Origin of the sequence: Nocardia sp. NPDC059229 (assembly GCF_042754165.1) — a bacterium.
GTDB lineage: Bacteria > Actinomycetota > Actinomycetes > Mycobacteriales > Mycobacteriaceae > Nocardia.
Genome location: NZ_JBHZAK010000014.1, coordinates 1 through 14,147, shown reverse-complemented (window position 1 = coordinate 14,147; position 14,147 = coordinate 1). Strand labels below are relative to the sequence as shown.

Sequence of the window (14,147 nt, the reverse complement as noted above, 5' to 3'; positions counted from 1 at the left end):
GCCCACCTGGGCGTGTCCCGTGCGGTCGCTGCGGCGAGTCGCGAATCGATCCTCAACGATTCGGTACCGCGCCCTCAGCGATCCAGCGCCACGCGCAGGTCTCCCAGCCATTTCCGCTGCGTATCCCTGGCGAGCGCGGAATCGGGCGCCGAAAGTTCGAACATGTGCCAGGCGCCCGGCACATTGCACACCGTAACCGAAGTGCCGGAATCCATGAGCCGGCGGGCATATTCCAGGGCCTCGTCGCGGAGCGGATCCAGGTCGCAGACCAGGACGAAGGTGGACGGAAGACCGGACAGATCGGTCGCTTGCGCCGGGCTGGCGTAGACCGGGACCGCGTCGGCGACCGGCTGCGGCAGGTAATGCGCGTAGGTCTGGGTCATATCGGTGTTGTTGAGGAACCGGCGGTCGGTGATCGCCCGGGCCGACTCGGTGTCGTGCCGGTGGTCGACAAGAGGGTGTCAAGACATGCGAAAAGCCCCCGCCCGAGAAGGCGGGGGCTTTCTGCAGCGTGGCGAGCCGGCGCTGTCAGCCGATATTGGCCGAGAGATCCGGCAGCATCCGGTAGACCTCGGCGTTCCAGTTGTTCCAGTTGTGGACACCGGTCGCCGGGAAGTCGTAGGTGACGTTGCCGGCGCCCAGGGACGCCATCCGAGCCTGGAAGGCACGGGTGTTCGCCAGCGCGAGAGCCTCGAGCGGCATGCCCTGGATCACCGACATCACGCCCGAGACATCACCCGCGCCGGGAATCGCGCTCGCGGCCGAGATCCACAGGCGAGTGTTGTTGTTCTTCAGGCGCGGCGCGAAGACGAACGGGTCCATGTGCAGCCACTGCGGGCCCCACGGCGGAGCCATGGAGTCGACGTTGTAGCCGCCGGCGTCGATCATGGCCAGGCGGATGGCCTCACGCATGCCGGGCGCGGAGATGTTCAGGTAGCCGGAGTACGAGCCCGCGAAGCTGAACTGATCCGGGTGGTACGCGGCCAGGGTCAGCGCGCCGGAACCACCCATGGAGAGACCGAAGACGCCGTTGCGGGTGCGGCTGAAGCCGAGCCGGCTCTGCAGCGCGCTGGGCAGGTCCTGGGACAGGAAGGTCTCCCAGGTGTAGCGGTAGCTCTTGCCGGGGCCACCGCCCAGGATCTGGAAGGCGCCCGAGCCGGAGGACGAGCCCGAGGCCGAGCCGGAGCCCAGCTTGGAGGAGCCGGAGGACGAGCCGGCGCCGTCACCCACGCCGAGCACGCTGCTGGGCGCGTTCCAGTCGGCGTAGAAGCTGGACTGGCCGCCGATCGGCATCACCACATTGATGTTCGCCGCGGTCAGCGCGTGCGCGATGTCGGTGTTGATTTCCCAGCCGCTCAGATCCTGCTGGGCGCGCATGCCGTCGAGGGCATAGACGACGCGGGAGGTATTGCCGTCGGCCGCGCGGAAGACGCGCGACTTGACCGGGCCCATGGACGCCGAGTCGACGTAGAAGTCGAACCCGTCGGGGTCCAGTGCCGCGTTCGCTGTACCGACGCCGACCGCCGACACCCCGAACGGCAGTGCAATCGCCAGCGCCAATCCGACCACGGAATTCTTGAGCCAACCGCGGGATCTGTGACGTCTATCGCCTCGCATTTATTTGTCCGGCCTTTCCGGTCGTTCGGTCTCACCGTGTGCTCGTAACCACGTTTGAGGTCTCGGCGACCCTATCGCGCCGGGGCCAACGAGACGTTATCGGATCGTGACAAAAGTGACGAGCGCCACTGTCGGCGAGGAATGTGGCGCACATCAGCGCCAGCTTGCGACTCGAGAGTCGAATTCCGCCCCCACAGACTCATGCACATCAACTATCACTCCATACTGCGCGAACCACACTGCGCGACTTCAGCATCCCCGATAACGCAAGGCGAATACCGAAGGCGCGCTGCGACTCTCGAAACTCTCGGAGAATTCACCGCCGGGGCCCGGCTCAGCCGATGTTCGCGGACAGGTCCGGGAGCATCCGATTCAGCTCGGCTTCCCAGTTCCGCCAGTTGTGCACGCCGACGGCCGGGAAGTCGTACACGACATTGCCGCCACCCAGTGCCGCCCAGCGGGCCTGGAAGGCCTTGGTGCCGACCAGGGCCACCGCCTCGATCCCCATGGCCTCGATGGTCGAGGCATTGATGGCGTCGGTGGACGCGGGCAGGCCGCTGCCCGCCGAGATGAACATCTTGGTGCCGTTGGCCTTCAGCTTGGGCGCGAACTGGAACGGATCCAGGTGCTGCCACTTGAGGTCCTTCGGCCCGGCCAGCGCGTCGATGTTGTAGCCGCCGGCGTCCACCATGGCCAGCCGGACGGCGGTGCGCATTTCGGGCAGCGACAGGTCCAGCGCGCCGGACAGCGAACCGGCGTAAGCGAATTGGTTCGGGTGGAAGGCCGCCATCATCAGCGCGGAACCGCCACTCATGGACAGGCCGAAGATGCCGTTGCGAGTCGTGCTGAAGCCCAGGCGATCCCGCAGCGCGTTGGGCAGATCGGTGGTGAGGAAGGATTCCCACCTGTAGGTGTAGGACTTGCCGGGACCGCCGGAAAGTACCTGGGTGGCACCGGATCCGGACTGCACGGAGGCGGTGCCGGCCGGCACGCCGAGGAAGGTGCTCGGCGAGTTCCAGTCGGCGTACCAGCTGGATTGGCCGCCGACCGGCATGACGACATTGATATTGGCGGCCGTCAGCGCATGGGCGACATCGGTATTGATCTCCCAGCCGTTGTCGTCCTCGCGCGCGCGTTCACCGTCCAGCGCGTAGACCACCCGGTTGGTATTGCCGTCTGCCGCACGGAAGACACGTGACTTGATCGGGCCCATGCTGGAGTCGACGTAGAAGTCCATTCCGTCCGGACTGAACGCGGCCTGCGCGGCGGGCGCGCCCAGGACCGACACCCCCATCGGCACCATGGTCGCCAATGCCAAGGCCAGCACCGACTTCCGCAACCAGCTCCGCGCCCCACCCTGAACTGTCGCTTCCCGCATATTCGGCCTTCCGTCCGTGCGCCCCGGGCCTCACTGTCCACCCGCCCGGGTTTCGTATTGCGACAACCGTTGCCGCACAGCGGGTTTCTGGTCGGCGTCGGGAGTACTCGCGGAGCTTATCGCGAAACCCACGCCGGGGTGTTACCAAATCGAGATAGCTAACCACAACTGGCACCCCTGAACGTGACGTTTCGGTCAAACCCCCTCACAGACAAGCGAAGACCCCGCATCCGGACAGGATGCGGGGTCTTTTCACACGTGCGGCGCGCGGATCACCTCGGCGGCGCGGGCGGCGCCGGCTGGGTCGGATCCTCCAGATGGCAGCGCTGGATCTCGTACTTCGGCACCCGGTCGATGCGGTACTTGGCGAAGTCGAACGCCTGCATCAGGTTGTGCCGCCAGCGGTCGAAGGTCAGCGGCCCCCGCCAGGAGGCCAGCATCGCCTGAGTATCCGGGCAGGACAGCGCCGTTCGGGCCTGGTCGCTCCACTTCTCGTCCAGGAACCACGGCATCCACGGGTGCCGGTCCACCATGCCGGTGTCCACGACCACCCAGTCGGGGTAGAGGTTCTTGTCGTGCCCGATGCGGCCGTCGGTGAGCCGATCGGTATGCGAGGCAAGCGGATACGCCAGACCCATCTGGTCGATGACACGCACGTCCAGCGGGACGTTCATGCTGGTCATGCCCAGGTTCAGGAAGAAGACCACGTGCTCGCCATTGCCCTCCGGCACCGGCGCGGGCACCAGATACCAGTTCATGAACGACGGCGAGTTGAGCAGCAGCGCACCGTCCGGCGAGTTCGCGATGTCCCGGACCATGGCGCGCATGCGCGGATAGTCCAGGTAGTCCTCGGCGCGGATCGGGTGGTCGTGCCCGGTATTGAGCACGTAGTAGATGCGCTCGTCCACAATGCCGTTGGCGCGGATCTTGGTCCCCGTGGTGATGGCGGTGGTGTTCGCCGCGAACAGCGCCCAGCCCGCCGTGCCCACGAAGGCGGCCGCCACCAGTACGAAAGCCCAGTCCAGGCCGCGCATTCCGGACTCACCCCGGCCGAAGCCACGCGCGGGCCGCAGCGGCAGCACCGACACCGGCAGGAGCAGCAGGAACAGCTGCGGCAGCAGCATGCGGCCGTGCATGAAGTCGCCGCCGACGCGAACCTCGTAGACGGTGAGCAGTACACCGCTGCCGACCATGAGTGTCACGATCGCGGCGGGAGTGCGCAGCCACACGCTGAAATGGTGAATCCGCGTGCGCCAGTTCTTGTCTCCGGCGCCGGCGGTCGCGTCTGCGGCGGCCGGATGCTCGGCCCGGCGCTGCCGAACCAGCACGATCGCGGCGATCGCCAGCACCAGCAGCGGCAGCCACAACCAGTACGGGCCCACCAGGTCCCACATGTAGATGACGCCCTGGTGCCACTTCGCGCCACCGGCGTCCTTGGCCACGGCGGTATTCGGATAGGGCAGGCCGTAGTAGCCCATCCGCCAGATCTGGTATCCGAGCGGCACCAGACCGGCCACCGCCACCACCAGGCAGCGGAAAACCCAGGGCCGCAGCCGGGTTTGCGGCACCGGCGCGCAGAACAGGATCAGCAGCGCCGGGGCGCCGACCACCGTCATCTCCGGCCGCACCAGCGGCGCCAGCCCGGCGAAGAACACCAGGCCGAAAAAGCCTGCGGGACGCACCTGTTCGGCCTGACTCCAGCGAATCAGCCCCCACCACAGCACCGCCAGCCAGAAGATGACCAGGCAGTTCTCCAGTCCGGAGGTGGCGTAGTCGCGGGCCGGGGGCAGCGCGATGTAGACCAGCGCGCCCGCTGGCACCAGCAGCGCGGACCGGGTGCCGCCCCACAGCCGGGCCGCGCCCAGCATGGCGAACACCATGGCCAGCACCGAGAGCGTGAGCGTGATGCCGAGCACCACATACTCCAGCCGCATGTCCGTCAGCCAGCTGAAGAACCAGACGACGTAGGTCCAGGCGGCGCTGGTATTGGTCTCGACGCGTTCGCCCGCGTTGAAGACCGGACCGTTGCCCGCCATCAGGTTTCGCACCGTGCGCAGGACGATCAGGCCGTCGTCGGCGATCCAGCGCCGCTGCCACGCGCCGGCCGCGAACAGTGTCGCGGTCAGCACGATCCCACCGATGAACGTGGCGCGGGATAGTCGCGAGAAGCGTGCGGAGACGTCCGCACGCCGACGGGCGCGACCGACCGGCAATTGTGCCGTCGGCGCGCCCGTCTCTCGCTCTTCTCCCTCTACCACGTCAGGTGAGATAGACAGCGACACCCAGGGCTCCGATCAAGGCGACTGCGAGGAACTGGAGGACACGGTCCCCCAGGGCGATCTCTTCCGGCTCACCCGCTTCGCCGCCGTCGACGTCCACCGCGTACCGCATGATGGCGATGACGAACGGAATCATGGAGATGGCGAACCAGATGGTGTCCTTGGCGCGATCCTGCTCGAACGCCCACAGACCGTAGAACACGACGACCGCGGTGGCCGACAGGGTCCAGACGAAACGCAGGTAGGTCGGCGTGTAGTACTCCAGCGACTTCCGGATCTTGGCGCCGGTGTCGAGCGCGATCTTCAGCTCGGCGTAGCGCTTTCCGGCCGCCATGAACAGCGAGCCGAACGCCATGATCAGCAGGAACCACTGGGACAGACGGATATCCGAGGAGACGCCACCGGCGACCGCGCGCAGCAGGAAGCCCGAGGACACGATGCAGATGTCCAGCACCGCCTGGTGCTTGAGACCGAAACAGTAGGCCAGCTGGATGCCGATGTACACCGCCATCACCACGGCCAGATGCCAGTTCGCGGTGAAGGACAACAGGATCGAGCCGAGCAGCAGCACCGCCGACAGCCCGTAGGCCAGGTTCACCGGCACCACGCCGGCCGCGATGGGCCGGAAACGCTTGGTCGGGTGCGCCCGGTCGGCCTCCACGTCGAGCGCGTCATTGACCAGGTAGATGCCCGAGGCGGCCATGCAGAACACCACGAAGGCGATGGCGACGTGCCCGAGCACCGACAGGTCGGTGATCACGAGCGTGCCGCCGGCGGTCTTCCCGGCGGCCAGCGGCGCGGCGAGCACCAGCACGTTCTTGATCCACTGCCGGGGGCGCATGGCCTTGATCAAGCCGCCGCCCAACGTCTTCGGCGGTCCCTTGATGACCGCCTCTGCCAGGTCGGTGGTGGTCGGCTCTTCGCTCATGTCAACGGTGGCTCTTTCCTGGGCTGTCACTTGGCGAGTCTCTTTTCGGCGGCGAGCACGGCTGCGGCTGATGCTGCGCCCAGCGCGGAACCCGCGAGCACGTCGGAGGGGTAATGCACGCCGAGGACGACCCGGGAGAGCAGCATCGGCGGGACGAGCACCGCAGGCAAGGGTAGCCCGGTGAGCCTGCCCAGCAACACAGCCGCCGCCGTGGTGGAGGTGGCGTGCGAGGACGGGAAGCTGAGCTTCGACGGCGTCGACACGTTGACCTGCACGGACGGATCGTGCGGGCGGGGGCGGCGGACGATGCGCTTGATGACCACCGAGGCCGCGTGCGCGCCGAACGCGCCGACGGCCACGCCCGCCCACTGGCGGCGGCGCGGCTTGTCCAGCAGCGCTCCGGCCGCGGCGATGCCCAGCCAGCCCAGCGAGTGCTCACCGAAATGCGACATACCGCGCGCGGCCTTGACGACCGCCGGATTCTGCCCGATGGTGCCCTGCACCAGGTTGATGATCTTGACCTCGGCCGGGGACGCGACCGGGGCCGCCGGCGCGTCCGGGACCACGTGCAGGCCGCGGTCCGGGCCGGAAGCAGTATGAGCAGCGGTCATTTGGGTTCGTTTCCTGATTCAGTATCGATACCGAAGACGTTCTCCCACGCGGCCTTGCTCGTGAGCTGCGCGTGCGCGCGACGATACTGCTCGCGCACCTCCGGGAAGCGCTCGGCCAGCTCCTTGCGCAGGCGCATCGCTTCCTTGAACAGCTCCATGGCCTTTCGCGGATCCCGCTTACGGTAGACGACGCCGCGGCCGTCGGCGGTGGTAACGGTGACACCGTCCACCTGCGAGAGCAGGAACCAGCGCGCGTCAAGCGTGGGCACATTCAGCTGCGGGGTCTCGTGGTGCTTCGGGTTGGCCTTGCGGAAGTTGTGCAGCACGCCCTTGCCGAGCCGGGCCACCTTGGCGATCGGATTGCCCGGCTCGCCGACCGCGCCCACCTCGGCGTGCGAGGCCAGCGGCAGTTCGGTGGAGGACGGCACGATCACCGCGTCCGGGTACTCCTTGCGCATGGCGTGCACCTTGCCCAGCGCGGTCGGCAGCAGCTCGAACAGCTTGTCCGGTCCGGCCAGGTAGTCGCGGATCGCCTCGTTCTGGATGGCGACGGTCGAATACTCCAGGCACAGCAGGTGTTTCAGCGTGGCCTTGATGGTGTTGACCACCATCGGCCGGCCGTCGTTGGGCAGGTGCAGCGACGCCACCACCAGGCGGTTGCGCAGGTGGAAGTAGGCCTGCCAGTCGATGGCGTCGTCCTTGTCGGACCAGGCCATGTGCCACACCGCCGCACCCGGCAGGGTGACGGTCGGGTAGCCGTGTTCGCGTGCGCGCAAACCGTATTCGGCGTCGTCCCACTTGAGGAACAGCGGCAGCGGCTGCCCGATCTCCTCGGCCACCTGCCGCGGGATGACGCAGGTCCACCAGCCGTTGAAGTCGACGTCGATGCGCCGGTGCAGCAGCTTGGAGTTGTCGCGGTCGCGCAGCGGGTTCTTGGCGAAGTCGTGGTCGTACTCCACGTTCGGGGCCGCGGTCCACATGAAGATGGAGCGGTCCACCACCTCGCCCATGACGTGCAGGTGCGAACGCTCCTGCAGGTTGAGCATCTGGCCACCGGTCAGGATGGGCGACTTGGCGAATCGCGAGAAGGCCAGCGCGCGCAGAATGCAGTCCGGCTCGATCTCGATGTCGTCGTCCATGTAGACGATGTACTCGGCGTCGGTGGTCTTGAGCGCCTCGTACATGACCCGGCTGTATCCGCCGGAACCGCCCAGGTTGGGCTGGTCGTGGATGGCCAGCCGGCCGGCCAGGCGGGCCGCGGCCTCGGTGAAGCCGGGCTCGTCGACCACCTTGCGGGTGCCCTGGTCGGGAATGATGACGGCCTTGATCTTCTCCAGCACCAGCGGGTCGGAGCCGAGGGCGGTCAGGGTTTTCACCGCGTCGGTGGGGCGGTTGAAGGTCGGCATGCCGACGGCGATGCTGCCCTCACCCGGCGCCTCGATCGGCGCGTACCAACCGCCGCTGCGCATTTCGACATGGCTGTCGGTGGTGATGTCGAACCAGATCCAGCCGCCGTCCTCGAACGGGCCCAGATCCACCTCGAACTCCACGAAGGCGGCGGCCGCCGCGCCCTCACCGGGCGTGCTGAACTCGTTGCCCTGCACGTGGATTCGCGAACCGTCGGCCTTGGAGCGGTACACGTCCACGCGACCGTGGCCGGACAGCTCCAGCTTCAGCACCACCGACTTCAGCACGCTCCAGCGCCGCCAGTAGCTGGCCGGAACCGCATTGAAGTAGGTGCAGAAGGAGACCTCCGACTCCGCGCCGATGGCCAGCGCGGTGCGGGTAATGGCATGCGCGCGACGGGAATTGGTCTCGGATTCCTCGAGGTACAGCTTGCGTACGTCCAGCGGTTCACCCGGCCGGGGCAGGATGATGCGCTGGAGCAGGGATACGGCGCGAGTCTCGGTGATCATGTCTTCCCGCGTGAGTTGGGCGGTCATTCGGCGACGTCCACCAGCGGCGCACCGGATTCCAGGTGCGGGCGCAGCACATTGTCGAACATGCTGAGCGCGGCGCCGATGGCCATGTGCATGTCCAGATACTGGTAGGTGCCCAGGCGGCCACCGAACAGCACCTTGGCCTCGGCGGTCTCGGTCTTGGCGCGCTCCCGGTAGGCCAGCAGCTTGTCGCGGTCGTCGGGGGTGTTGATCGGGTAGTACGGTTCGTCGCCGGTCTGGGCGAAGCGCGAGAACTCGCGCATGATGACCGTCTTGTCGGTCGGGTAGTCGCGCTCGGGGTGGAAGTGGCGCGGCTCGATGATGCGGGTGAACGGGACGTCCGCATCGTTGTAGTTCATGACCGAGGTGCCCTGGAAATCACCGGTTTCCAGCACTTCGGTCTCGAAATCGATGGTGCGCCAGCCGAGCTCGCCCTCGGCGTAGTCGAAGTAGCGGTCCAGCGGGCCGGTGTAGACGACCGGGGCGTCCGGGTTCTGGGCGCGGATCTCGTCACGCACCTCGAACCAGTCGGTGTCCACGCGGACCTCGATGAGGTCGTTCTCGGCCATCTTCGACAGCCACGCGGTGTAGCCGTTCTTCGGCAGGCCCTCGTAGGTGTCGTTGAAGTAGCGGTTGTCGAAGGTGTAGCGGACCGGCAGGCGGGTGATGATCCCGGCGGGCAGCTCCTTCGGGTCGGTCTGCCACTGCTTGGCGGTGTAGTCGCGGATGAACGCCTCGTAGAGCGGGCGGCCGATCAGCGAGACGGCCTTCTCCTCGACATTGGTGGCGTCCTGGGTCTCGATCTCGGCGGACTGCTCCGAGATCAGCGCGCGTGCCTCGTCCGGGGTGAAGTAGCGGCCGAAGAACTGCGACAGCAGGCCCAGTCCCATCGGGAACTGGAACGCCTGGCCCTTGTGCATGGCGAAGACGCGGTGCTGATAGCCGGTGAACTCGGTGAACTGGTTGACGTAATCCCACACGCGCTTGTTCGAGGTGTGGAACAGGTGGGCGCCGTACTTGTGGATTTCGATGCCGGTTTCCGGGTCCGCCTCTGAGTACGCATTGCCACCCAGGTGATAGCGGCGTTCCACCACCAGAACTCGCTTGCCGAGCAGGTTGGCGGTGCGTTCTGCGATGGTCAGCCCGAAGAAGCCGGAGCCGACGACGATGAGATCGAACGGGGATGCGACGGTCACGGGTGCCCAGACTACCGGCAGTACCCAGGGGCGCGCTGAGGCTACGTCGCGCTGGGCCGACGGGGTGGGTGCGGCGCGGATGCCACGGTGTTGCGGGACCGGCGGGCCGACCCGGCGTGGGTGGGCCGGGGAGTGGCGCAGGTCATCCCGGCGGTGCGGATTGGTCGCAAGGTTTTCGCGCAGCGTTCACGAAAGCGCAGACAGCGGCGTCACGGGAGCTGTATTACATATCGACTCGAAATTGAACGTCCGACCAGTTTCCTGCCGTGTGCTTCGCGCGCGTGCCGTTCGCTCGACCCGGAAGACCACGTACATGCGCCTCGCATGCCTCGCCCCGCTCGCGGGCGCGCTGACCATCACCGCTCTGCTGGGCACCGCCGCCCTGATCCCCGCCGCCGCCCCCGCGCGCGCCGACGAGGGCGACACCACCCTCGCCGCCGCCGAGATCGCCGACGCCGGCGACGTCTGCGGCAAGCCCGGCGCGGCCACCTTCGACGACGTCATCACCGCGGCGGCCACCGCCATCCGCACGGTGGTCCCGGCCGAGCAGCAGACCGCCTACGACCGGTCCGTCGACGACTTCCGGCAGAACGTCGCCACGATCCACGTGCACCGCCACGGCTTCCTGCCGCTGAGCCCCGACGAGGTGAACGATCGCACCCAGTTCCTCGACGACCCGATCGTCACCTACATCGTCAACAACCTCGACGCCATCCGGACCGGGCAGCTGCACCAGACCATCGCGGTCTCACAGCTGAAGGTGCGCGACGTGGTCGAGGTGTTCATCCTGGCCACCCGGATCGTGAAGATTCCGGCGCAGTTCGCCGCCAGCCTGGTGCCGACCGTGGGCTTCGTGCTCAAGCCCATCGTGGGCGCCATGTTCAACGGCGTGAAGTCGCTGGCACGCGCGGTGCAGTCGCAGCTGTCGGTGGGCTGCGGAGCCAACGGCGTCTACCAGAAGCTGCAACTCGATCTGCCCGATGAGCACGTGGACGTGCCGCAGCCGCTCATCGACCTGGCCAACCAGCTGGTCAAGGCCGACGGCAGCTGCACCCCGCTGGCCGAGCTGAAGACCTCCGAACTGGTCGAGCGCACCCGCAACTTCCTCACCACCGCCGCCGGGCTGCCCGTCGACCCGGCCGCCGTGAACGCCAATGCCGATGCGCTGCAAGGCTTCCTGCAGAGCAACCGGGCCGCCGACGTGATGATGCTGCGCCGTACCGAGCAGCTCGGGCCGATCGTGGACGCGCTGGACTACGGCCCGCTCACCTTTCTGGCCAACCTGGGCTTCGACATCTACGAGGGCCGCGCCCTCAACACCGTGCCCCTGGCGGATGTGAAGGTGGAGAACGTCTTCGCGCTCATCACCTTCGCGCTCGACACCACCAGCCTGCTGCTCACCGTCGGCAATACGATCGCCGGATTCACCGGCGTGGCCTCGACCATCACGACCCCGCTGGGCATCGCCCAGACCATCGCCTTCGCGCCCGCCACCTACGGTGCGCCGATCCTGCGCGGTGTCATGCAGTCCATGTGCGCGGCCTGATCCACCGACAGCGCGAACAGCCCTCCGGCCGAAAGACCGTGCGGCTGTTCGCTTTCCGAGTCGGTCGCCGGGTTGTACGCCGGCACATGCCGGCGCGTCGGCTGACCGCCCGCATTCGGCGTGGGGCGTAGACACGCGCATGACGTCGGAGAGGCGCGCGGGCACGACCGGCGCGATGCTGCACCGCGATTCGCGGAGCTGCGGCGGCGGGTTTTCCAGCTACAGCCGAGTGTCGGCGTACACGCGCATCGCGTCGCGGACGTACTCGGCGGTTCCCTCGCCGTGCTTGTCGTAGTTCTTCGCGAATCGCGGGTCGGCCACGTACATGTCACCGAGACCGTTGAAGTACTGGGCGTTGACGGGTCCGCCCGTCGGGGTCGTACCGAGCCAGTCGTAGTGGCGCTGCACGATCGCCTGTACCTCGTCGCTGTCGACCGGGACTCCGTCCGCGTGGGCGCGGCCGTAGTCGGCGGCGATATCCACGTGGGTCTGGAGGTGGGCCTTCTTCTCGGCCTCGCTCATGGAGTTCCACCAGCGGTTGCCGCTGTCCCAGGCATCCTTGCCCCAGCGTTCGATGACTTCGTCCCGGTACTGGGCGTGGTCGAATCCGTCGAATACCTCGTTCGCCATCAGTTGCTCACCTGCTTCCGTTTTGCGCAATGTTGTTTGCACCGAGGTGATCTGGCGCGCGATCCGGTCCTGCTCGTGTTTCAGCAATTCCAAATGGGTGCGCAGGGCGGCAGCGGTGTCCTTTTGCCCGGCGAGGACTTCGGCGATGGCCGGCAGGCCCAGGCCGAGTTCCCGGAGCAAAAGGATGCGCTGCAACCGCACGAGGGATTCCTGGTCGTAATAGCGATAGCCGTTGGATCCGATCCGGCTGGGCGGCAGCAGCCCGAGGTCACCGTAATGCCGCAGGGTGCGGCTGGTGGTTCGGGCCACTTTGGCCAATTCCTGGATGGACCATTCGGCTGCCACGTTCGGGCCTTTCGTTTCCCCTCGTTCTCCTCGACGAATTCAGGATGCAAGTTGACGTTGCGTCAAGGTCAAGCCTAGGCGCCGTCGGTGCACTGGGAGTAGCGGATGTGCACGCCCTGCTTCGCCGGGGCCGAGCTGCCGAACATGGCCGGCGGCGACGGCATCCAGTTGGTCAGCCGGGTCATGGCGTCCTGCTCGGCGTCGGCGCGGTTGCTGCCCGAACCGCCGTAGTAGTAGGTGTGGTCGTCGCTCTCGGCGATGGCGCCGCAGCCGTCCCGGAACTGCACCATGATCTTGCAGCCGCGGTGCCCGCACTGGCCCAGCGCGTCGGCGTCGGAGCGGCCCCAGCTCGGGTAGTTCCAGGCCGCGCCGTAGAAGGTGCCGCCGTCGGTGCTCATCGCGAGCGAGCCGTACAGCGAGCCGTCCGGTCCGCGCTCGGCGCTCGCGGTGCCGGCCCCCACCGTCGAAACCAGCACCGCGGCAGCGGAAACGAACATGGTCAGGGCGAGTTTGCCCGAAAAAGCCATTGGAAATTCTCCCCATTCGGCAGCGGCGAAAATGGCCGCTCCGGTTGCACTCCCGTGGTGCGATCACCACTGCCGGAGTTCTATCACGGGCCACCGACACGGCCAAGTCGGTTTCGCGCCGGAACCGGCTGCCGCGCAAAGCGTTCCGAATAGGCCATCGAATCGGTCGGTCCGGACGTGACTTGCGCCGGGTAGGCGGGCGTGAGAGGCTCCACGCGCGCGCTACCGGACTCCCGATTTCCGCGCGCGCACGAATTTCGATATTCGGGGGATGAGGAACACCCAATGTTGTCTGCGGGCCGCGCCCGAGTTCTGTCCTGGGCGGCCGTGGCCGCCACCGCCGTGAGCTCCACGCTCCTGTTCGCCGGGCCCGCGGACGCGGCCGCACCGGTGGTGCTCGGCGGTGGTTCCGGCGTCTATGTCGAGGACCTCACCGACTCCAGCTCGGTCAACGACTGCACCATCACCGCCATCGGCTACGACAACAAGAACCAGCTCGTGGGCCTGACCGCCGGCCACTGCGGCGAGATCGGCGCGCGCGTCGCGGCCGAGTACACCCGCTCCGGGGGCATCGGCGTCATCGCCGCGAAGGGCGAGGAGATGGACTGGGGCATCATCGTGTTCAACCCGGACCGGGTGAACCCGACCCGCCAGGTCGCGCAGTCGGTCATCAACTCGGTCGGCGCACCGCCGCAGATCGGTGAGAACGTCTGCAAGAACGGCCGCACCACGGGCTTCACCTGCGGCCCGGTCTGGGAGACCAGGTCCACCTACTTCCGCAGCCAGGTGTGCGCCAACCACGGTGACTCCGGCGCGCCGGTGCTGCGCGGCGACCAGCTGATCGGCATGGTGGTGGCGGGCACCGACTTCAACGCCGGGCCGGTCAGCGTCGAGCTGCCGCTGTGCACCGGCGGCGGCAACCTGATCCACGAGCCGGAGCTGGCCACCAATATCAGCAGCGTGCTGGCCGATATCGACAGCCAGGGCGGCGCGGGCGCGGGCTTCCACGTCGCCTGATCTCCGAGACAGTTCTACGCCGCGGGGGGGGGGGGGGGGGGGGGGCGCCCCCCCCCCCCCCCCCGGGGGGGGGTTGTGTGTGTGGGTGGGGGGTTTTATTATTGAGGGGGGTGTATTAATATAAAGAGAGGGG

General features: G+C 67.4%; 11 protein-coding genes and 1 pseudogene. 2 read left to right on the top strand and 10 right to left on the bottom strand.

What is annotated here, in order from left to right; genetic code table 11:
- Nucleotides 1-74: 74 nt before the first annotated feature.
- From ACFXHE_RS28450 to glf, 8 genes and pseudogenes are all read right to left on the bottom strand, one after another.
- Nucleotides 75-449, bottom strand: a pseudogene (locus tag ACFXHE_RS28450) (alpha/beta hydrolase fold domain-containing protein); the annotation flags it as partial.
- A 79-nt stretch (nucleotides 450-528) separates the two neighbouring features.
- The gene (locus ACFXHE_RS28445) at nucleotides 529-1,617 is read right to left on the bottom strand and encodes an alpha/beta hydrolase (protein ID WP_379387523.1); all 1,089 of its coding nucleotides are present in this window, start codon (nucleotides 1,615-1,617) and stop codon (nucleotides 529-531) included.
- 334 nt (nucleotides 1,618-1,951) lie between these two features.
- Complete coding sequence (locus ACFXHE_RS28440) at nucleotides 1,952-2,995, bottom strand: alpha/beta hydrolase (RefSeq protein ID WP_379387522.1); 1,044 nt, start codon at nucleotides 2,993-2,995, stop codon at nucleotides 1,952-1,954.
- 272 nt (nucleotides 2,996-3,267) lie between these two features.
- Nucleotides 3,268-5,277, bottom strand: a complete 2,010-nt coding sequence (gene zomB / locus ACFXHE_RS28435; RefSeq protein ID WP_379387521.1) for a flagellar motor control protein ZomB — start codon at nucleotides 5,275-5,277, stop codon at nucleotides 3,268-3,270.
- Nucleotides 5,255-6,202 carry a decaprenyl-phosphate phosphoribosyltransferase gene (locus ACFXHE_RS28430; protein WP_379387520.1) on the bottom strand — a complete coding sequence of 316 codons (948 nt, stop codon included), beginning with the start codon at nucleotides 6,200-6,202 and terminating at the stop codon, nucleotides 5,255-5,257. The genes zomB and ACFXHE_RS28430 overlap by 23 nt, the downstream gene beginning before the upstream one ends.
- Before the next feature lie 26 nt (nucleotides 6,203-6,228).
- Nucleotides 6,229-6,813, bottom strand: coding sequence for a phosphatase PAP2 family protein (locus ACFXHE_RS28425; protein ID WP_356996231.1), 585 nt, complete (start codon nucleotides 6,811-6,813; stop codon nucleotides 6,229-6,231).
- Nucleotides 6,810-8,756 (bottom strand): glycosyltransferase, encoded by a 1,947-nt coding sequence (locus tag ACFXHE_RS28420; RefSeq protein ID WP_379387519.1) that lies wholly within the window; start codon nucleotides 8,754-8,756, stop codon nucleotides 6,810-6,812. Before ACFXHE_RS28420 ends, ACFXHE_RS28425 begins: the two co-directional genes overlap by 4 nt.
- A complete protein-coding gene (gene glf, locus ACFXHE_RS28415) occupies nucleotides 8,753-9,949 on the bottom strand; it encodes a UDP-galactopyranose mutase (protein WP_379387518.1) in 1,197 nt (398 codons plus the stop codon). Before glf ends, ACFXHE_RS28420 begins: the two co-directional genes overlap by 4 nt.
- Nucleotides 9,950-10,262: 313 nt before the next feature.
- Between glf and ACFXHE_RS28410 the strand changes: the two genes are divergently transcribed.
- Nucleotides 10,263-11,495 (top strand): hypothetical protein, encoded by a 1,233-nt coding sequence (locus tag ACFXHE_RS28410; RefSeq protein WP_379387517.1) that lies wholly within the window; start codon nucleotides 10,263-10,265, stop codon nucleotides 11,493-11,495.
- Nucleotides 11,496-11,714: 219 nt separating this feature from the next.
- On the opposite strand, the gene ACFXHE_RS28405 is transcribed toward ACFXHE_RS28410, so the two are convergent.
- On the bottom strand, nucleotides 11,715-12,470 hold the full coding sequence (locus tag ACFXHE_RS28405) for a MerR family transcriptional regulator (RefSeq protein ID WP_379387516.1): 756 nt from the start codon (nucleotides 12,468-12,470) through the stop codon (nucleotides 11,715-11,717).
- A gap of 74 nt (nucleotides 12,471-12,544) precedes the next feature.
- Complete coding sequence (locus ACFXHE_RS28400; protein ID WP_379387515.1) at nucleotides 12,545-12,997, bottom strand: DUF4189 domain-containing protein; 453 nt, start codon at nucleotides 12,995-12,997, stop codon at nucleotides 12,545-12,547.
- Nucleotides 12,998-13,282: 285 nt separating this feature from the next.
- Here ACFXHE_RS28400 and ACFXHE_RS28395 point away from each other — a divergent pair, with 285 nt between their 5' ends.
- The gene (locus ACFXHE_RS28395) at nucleotides 13,283-14,014 is read left to right on the top strand and encodes a S1 family peptidase (protein ID WP_379387514.1); all 732 of its coding nucleotides are present in this window, start codon (nucleotides 13,283-13,285) and stop codon (nucleotides 14,012-14,014) included.
- Nucleotides 14,015-14,147 lie beyond the last annotated feature (133 nt).

Bases quoted from the DNA above. Each gene is read 5' to 3' on its own strand.
- ACFXHE_RS28445 (WP_379387523.1), bottom strand. From the start codon at position 1,617: ATGCGAGGCGATAGACGTCACAGATCCCGCGGTTGGCTCAAGAATTCC.
- ACFXHE_RS28440 (WP_379387522.1), bottom strand. From the start codon at position 2,995: ATGCGGGAAGCGACAGTTCAGGGTGGGGCGCGGAGCTGGTTGCGGAAG.
- ACFXHE_RS28430 (WP_379387520.1), bottom strand. From the start codon at position 6,202: ATGAGCGAAGAGCCGACCACCACCGACCTGGCAGAGGCGGTCATCAAG.
- ACFXHE_RS28425 (WP_356996231.1), bottom strand. From the start codon at position 6,813: ATGACCGCTGCTCATACTGCTTCCGGCCCGGACCGCGGCCTGCACGTG.
- ACFXHE_RS28420 (WP_379387519.1), bottom strand. From the start codon at position 8,756: ATGACCGCCCAACTCACGCGGGAAGACATGATCACCGAGACTCGCGCC.
- ACFXHE_RS28410 (WP_379387517.1), top strand. From the start codon at position 10,263: ATGCGCCTCGCATGCCTCGCCCCGCTCGCGGGCGCGCTGACCATCACC.
- ACFXHE_RS28400 (WP_379387515.1), bottom strand. From the start codon at position 12,997: ATGGCTTTTTCGGGCAAACTCGCCCTGACCATGTTCGTTTCCGCTGCC.
- ACFXHE_RS28395 (WP_379387514.1), top strand. From the start codon at position 13,283: ATGTTGTCTGCGGGCCGCGCCCGAGTTCTGTCCTGGGCGGCCGTGGCC.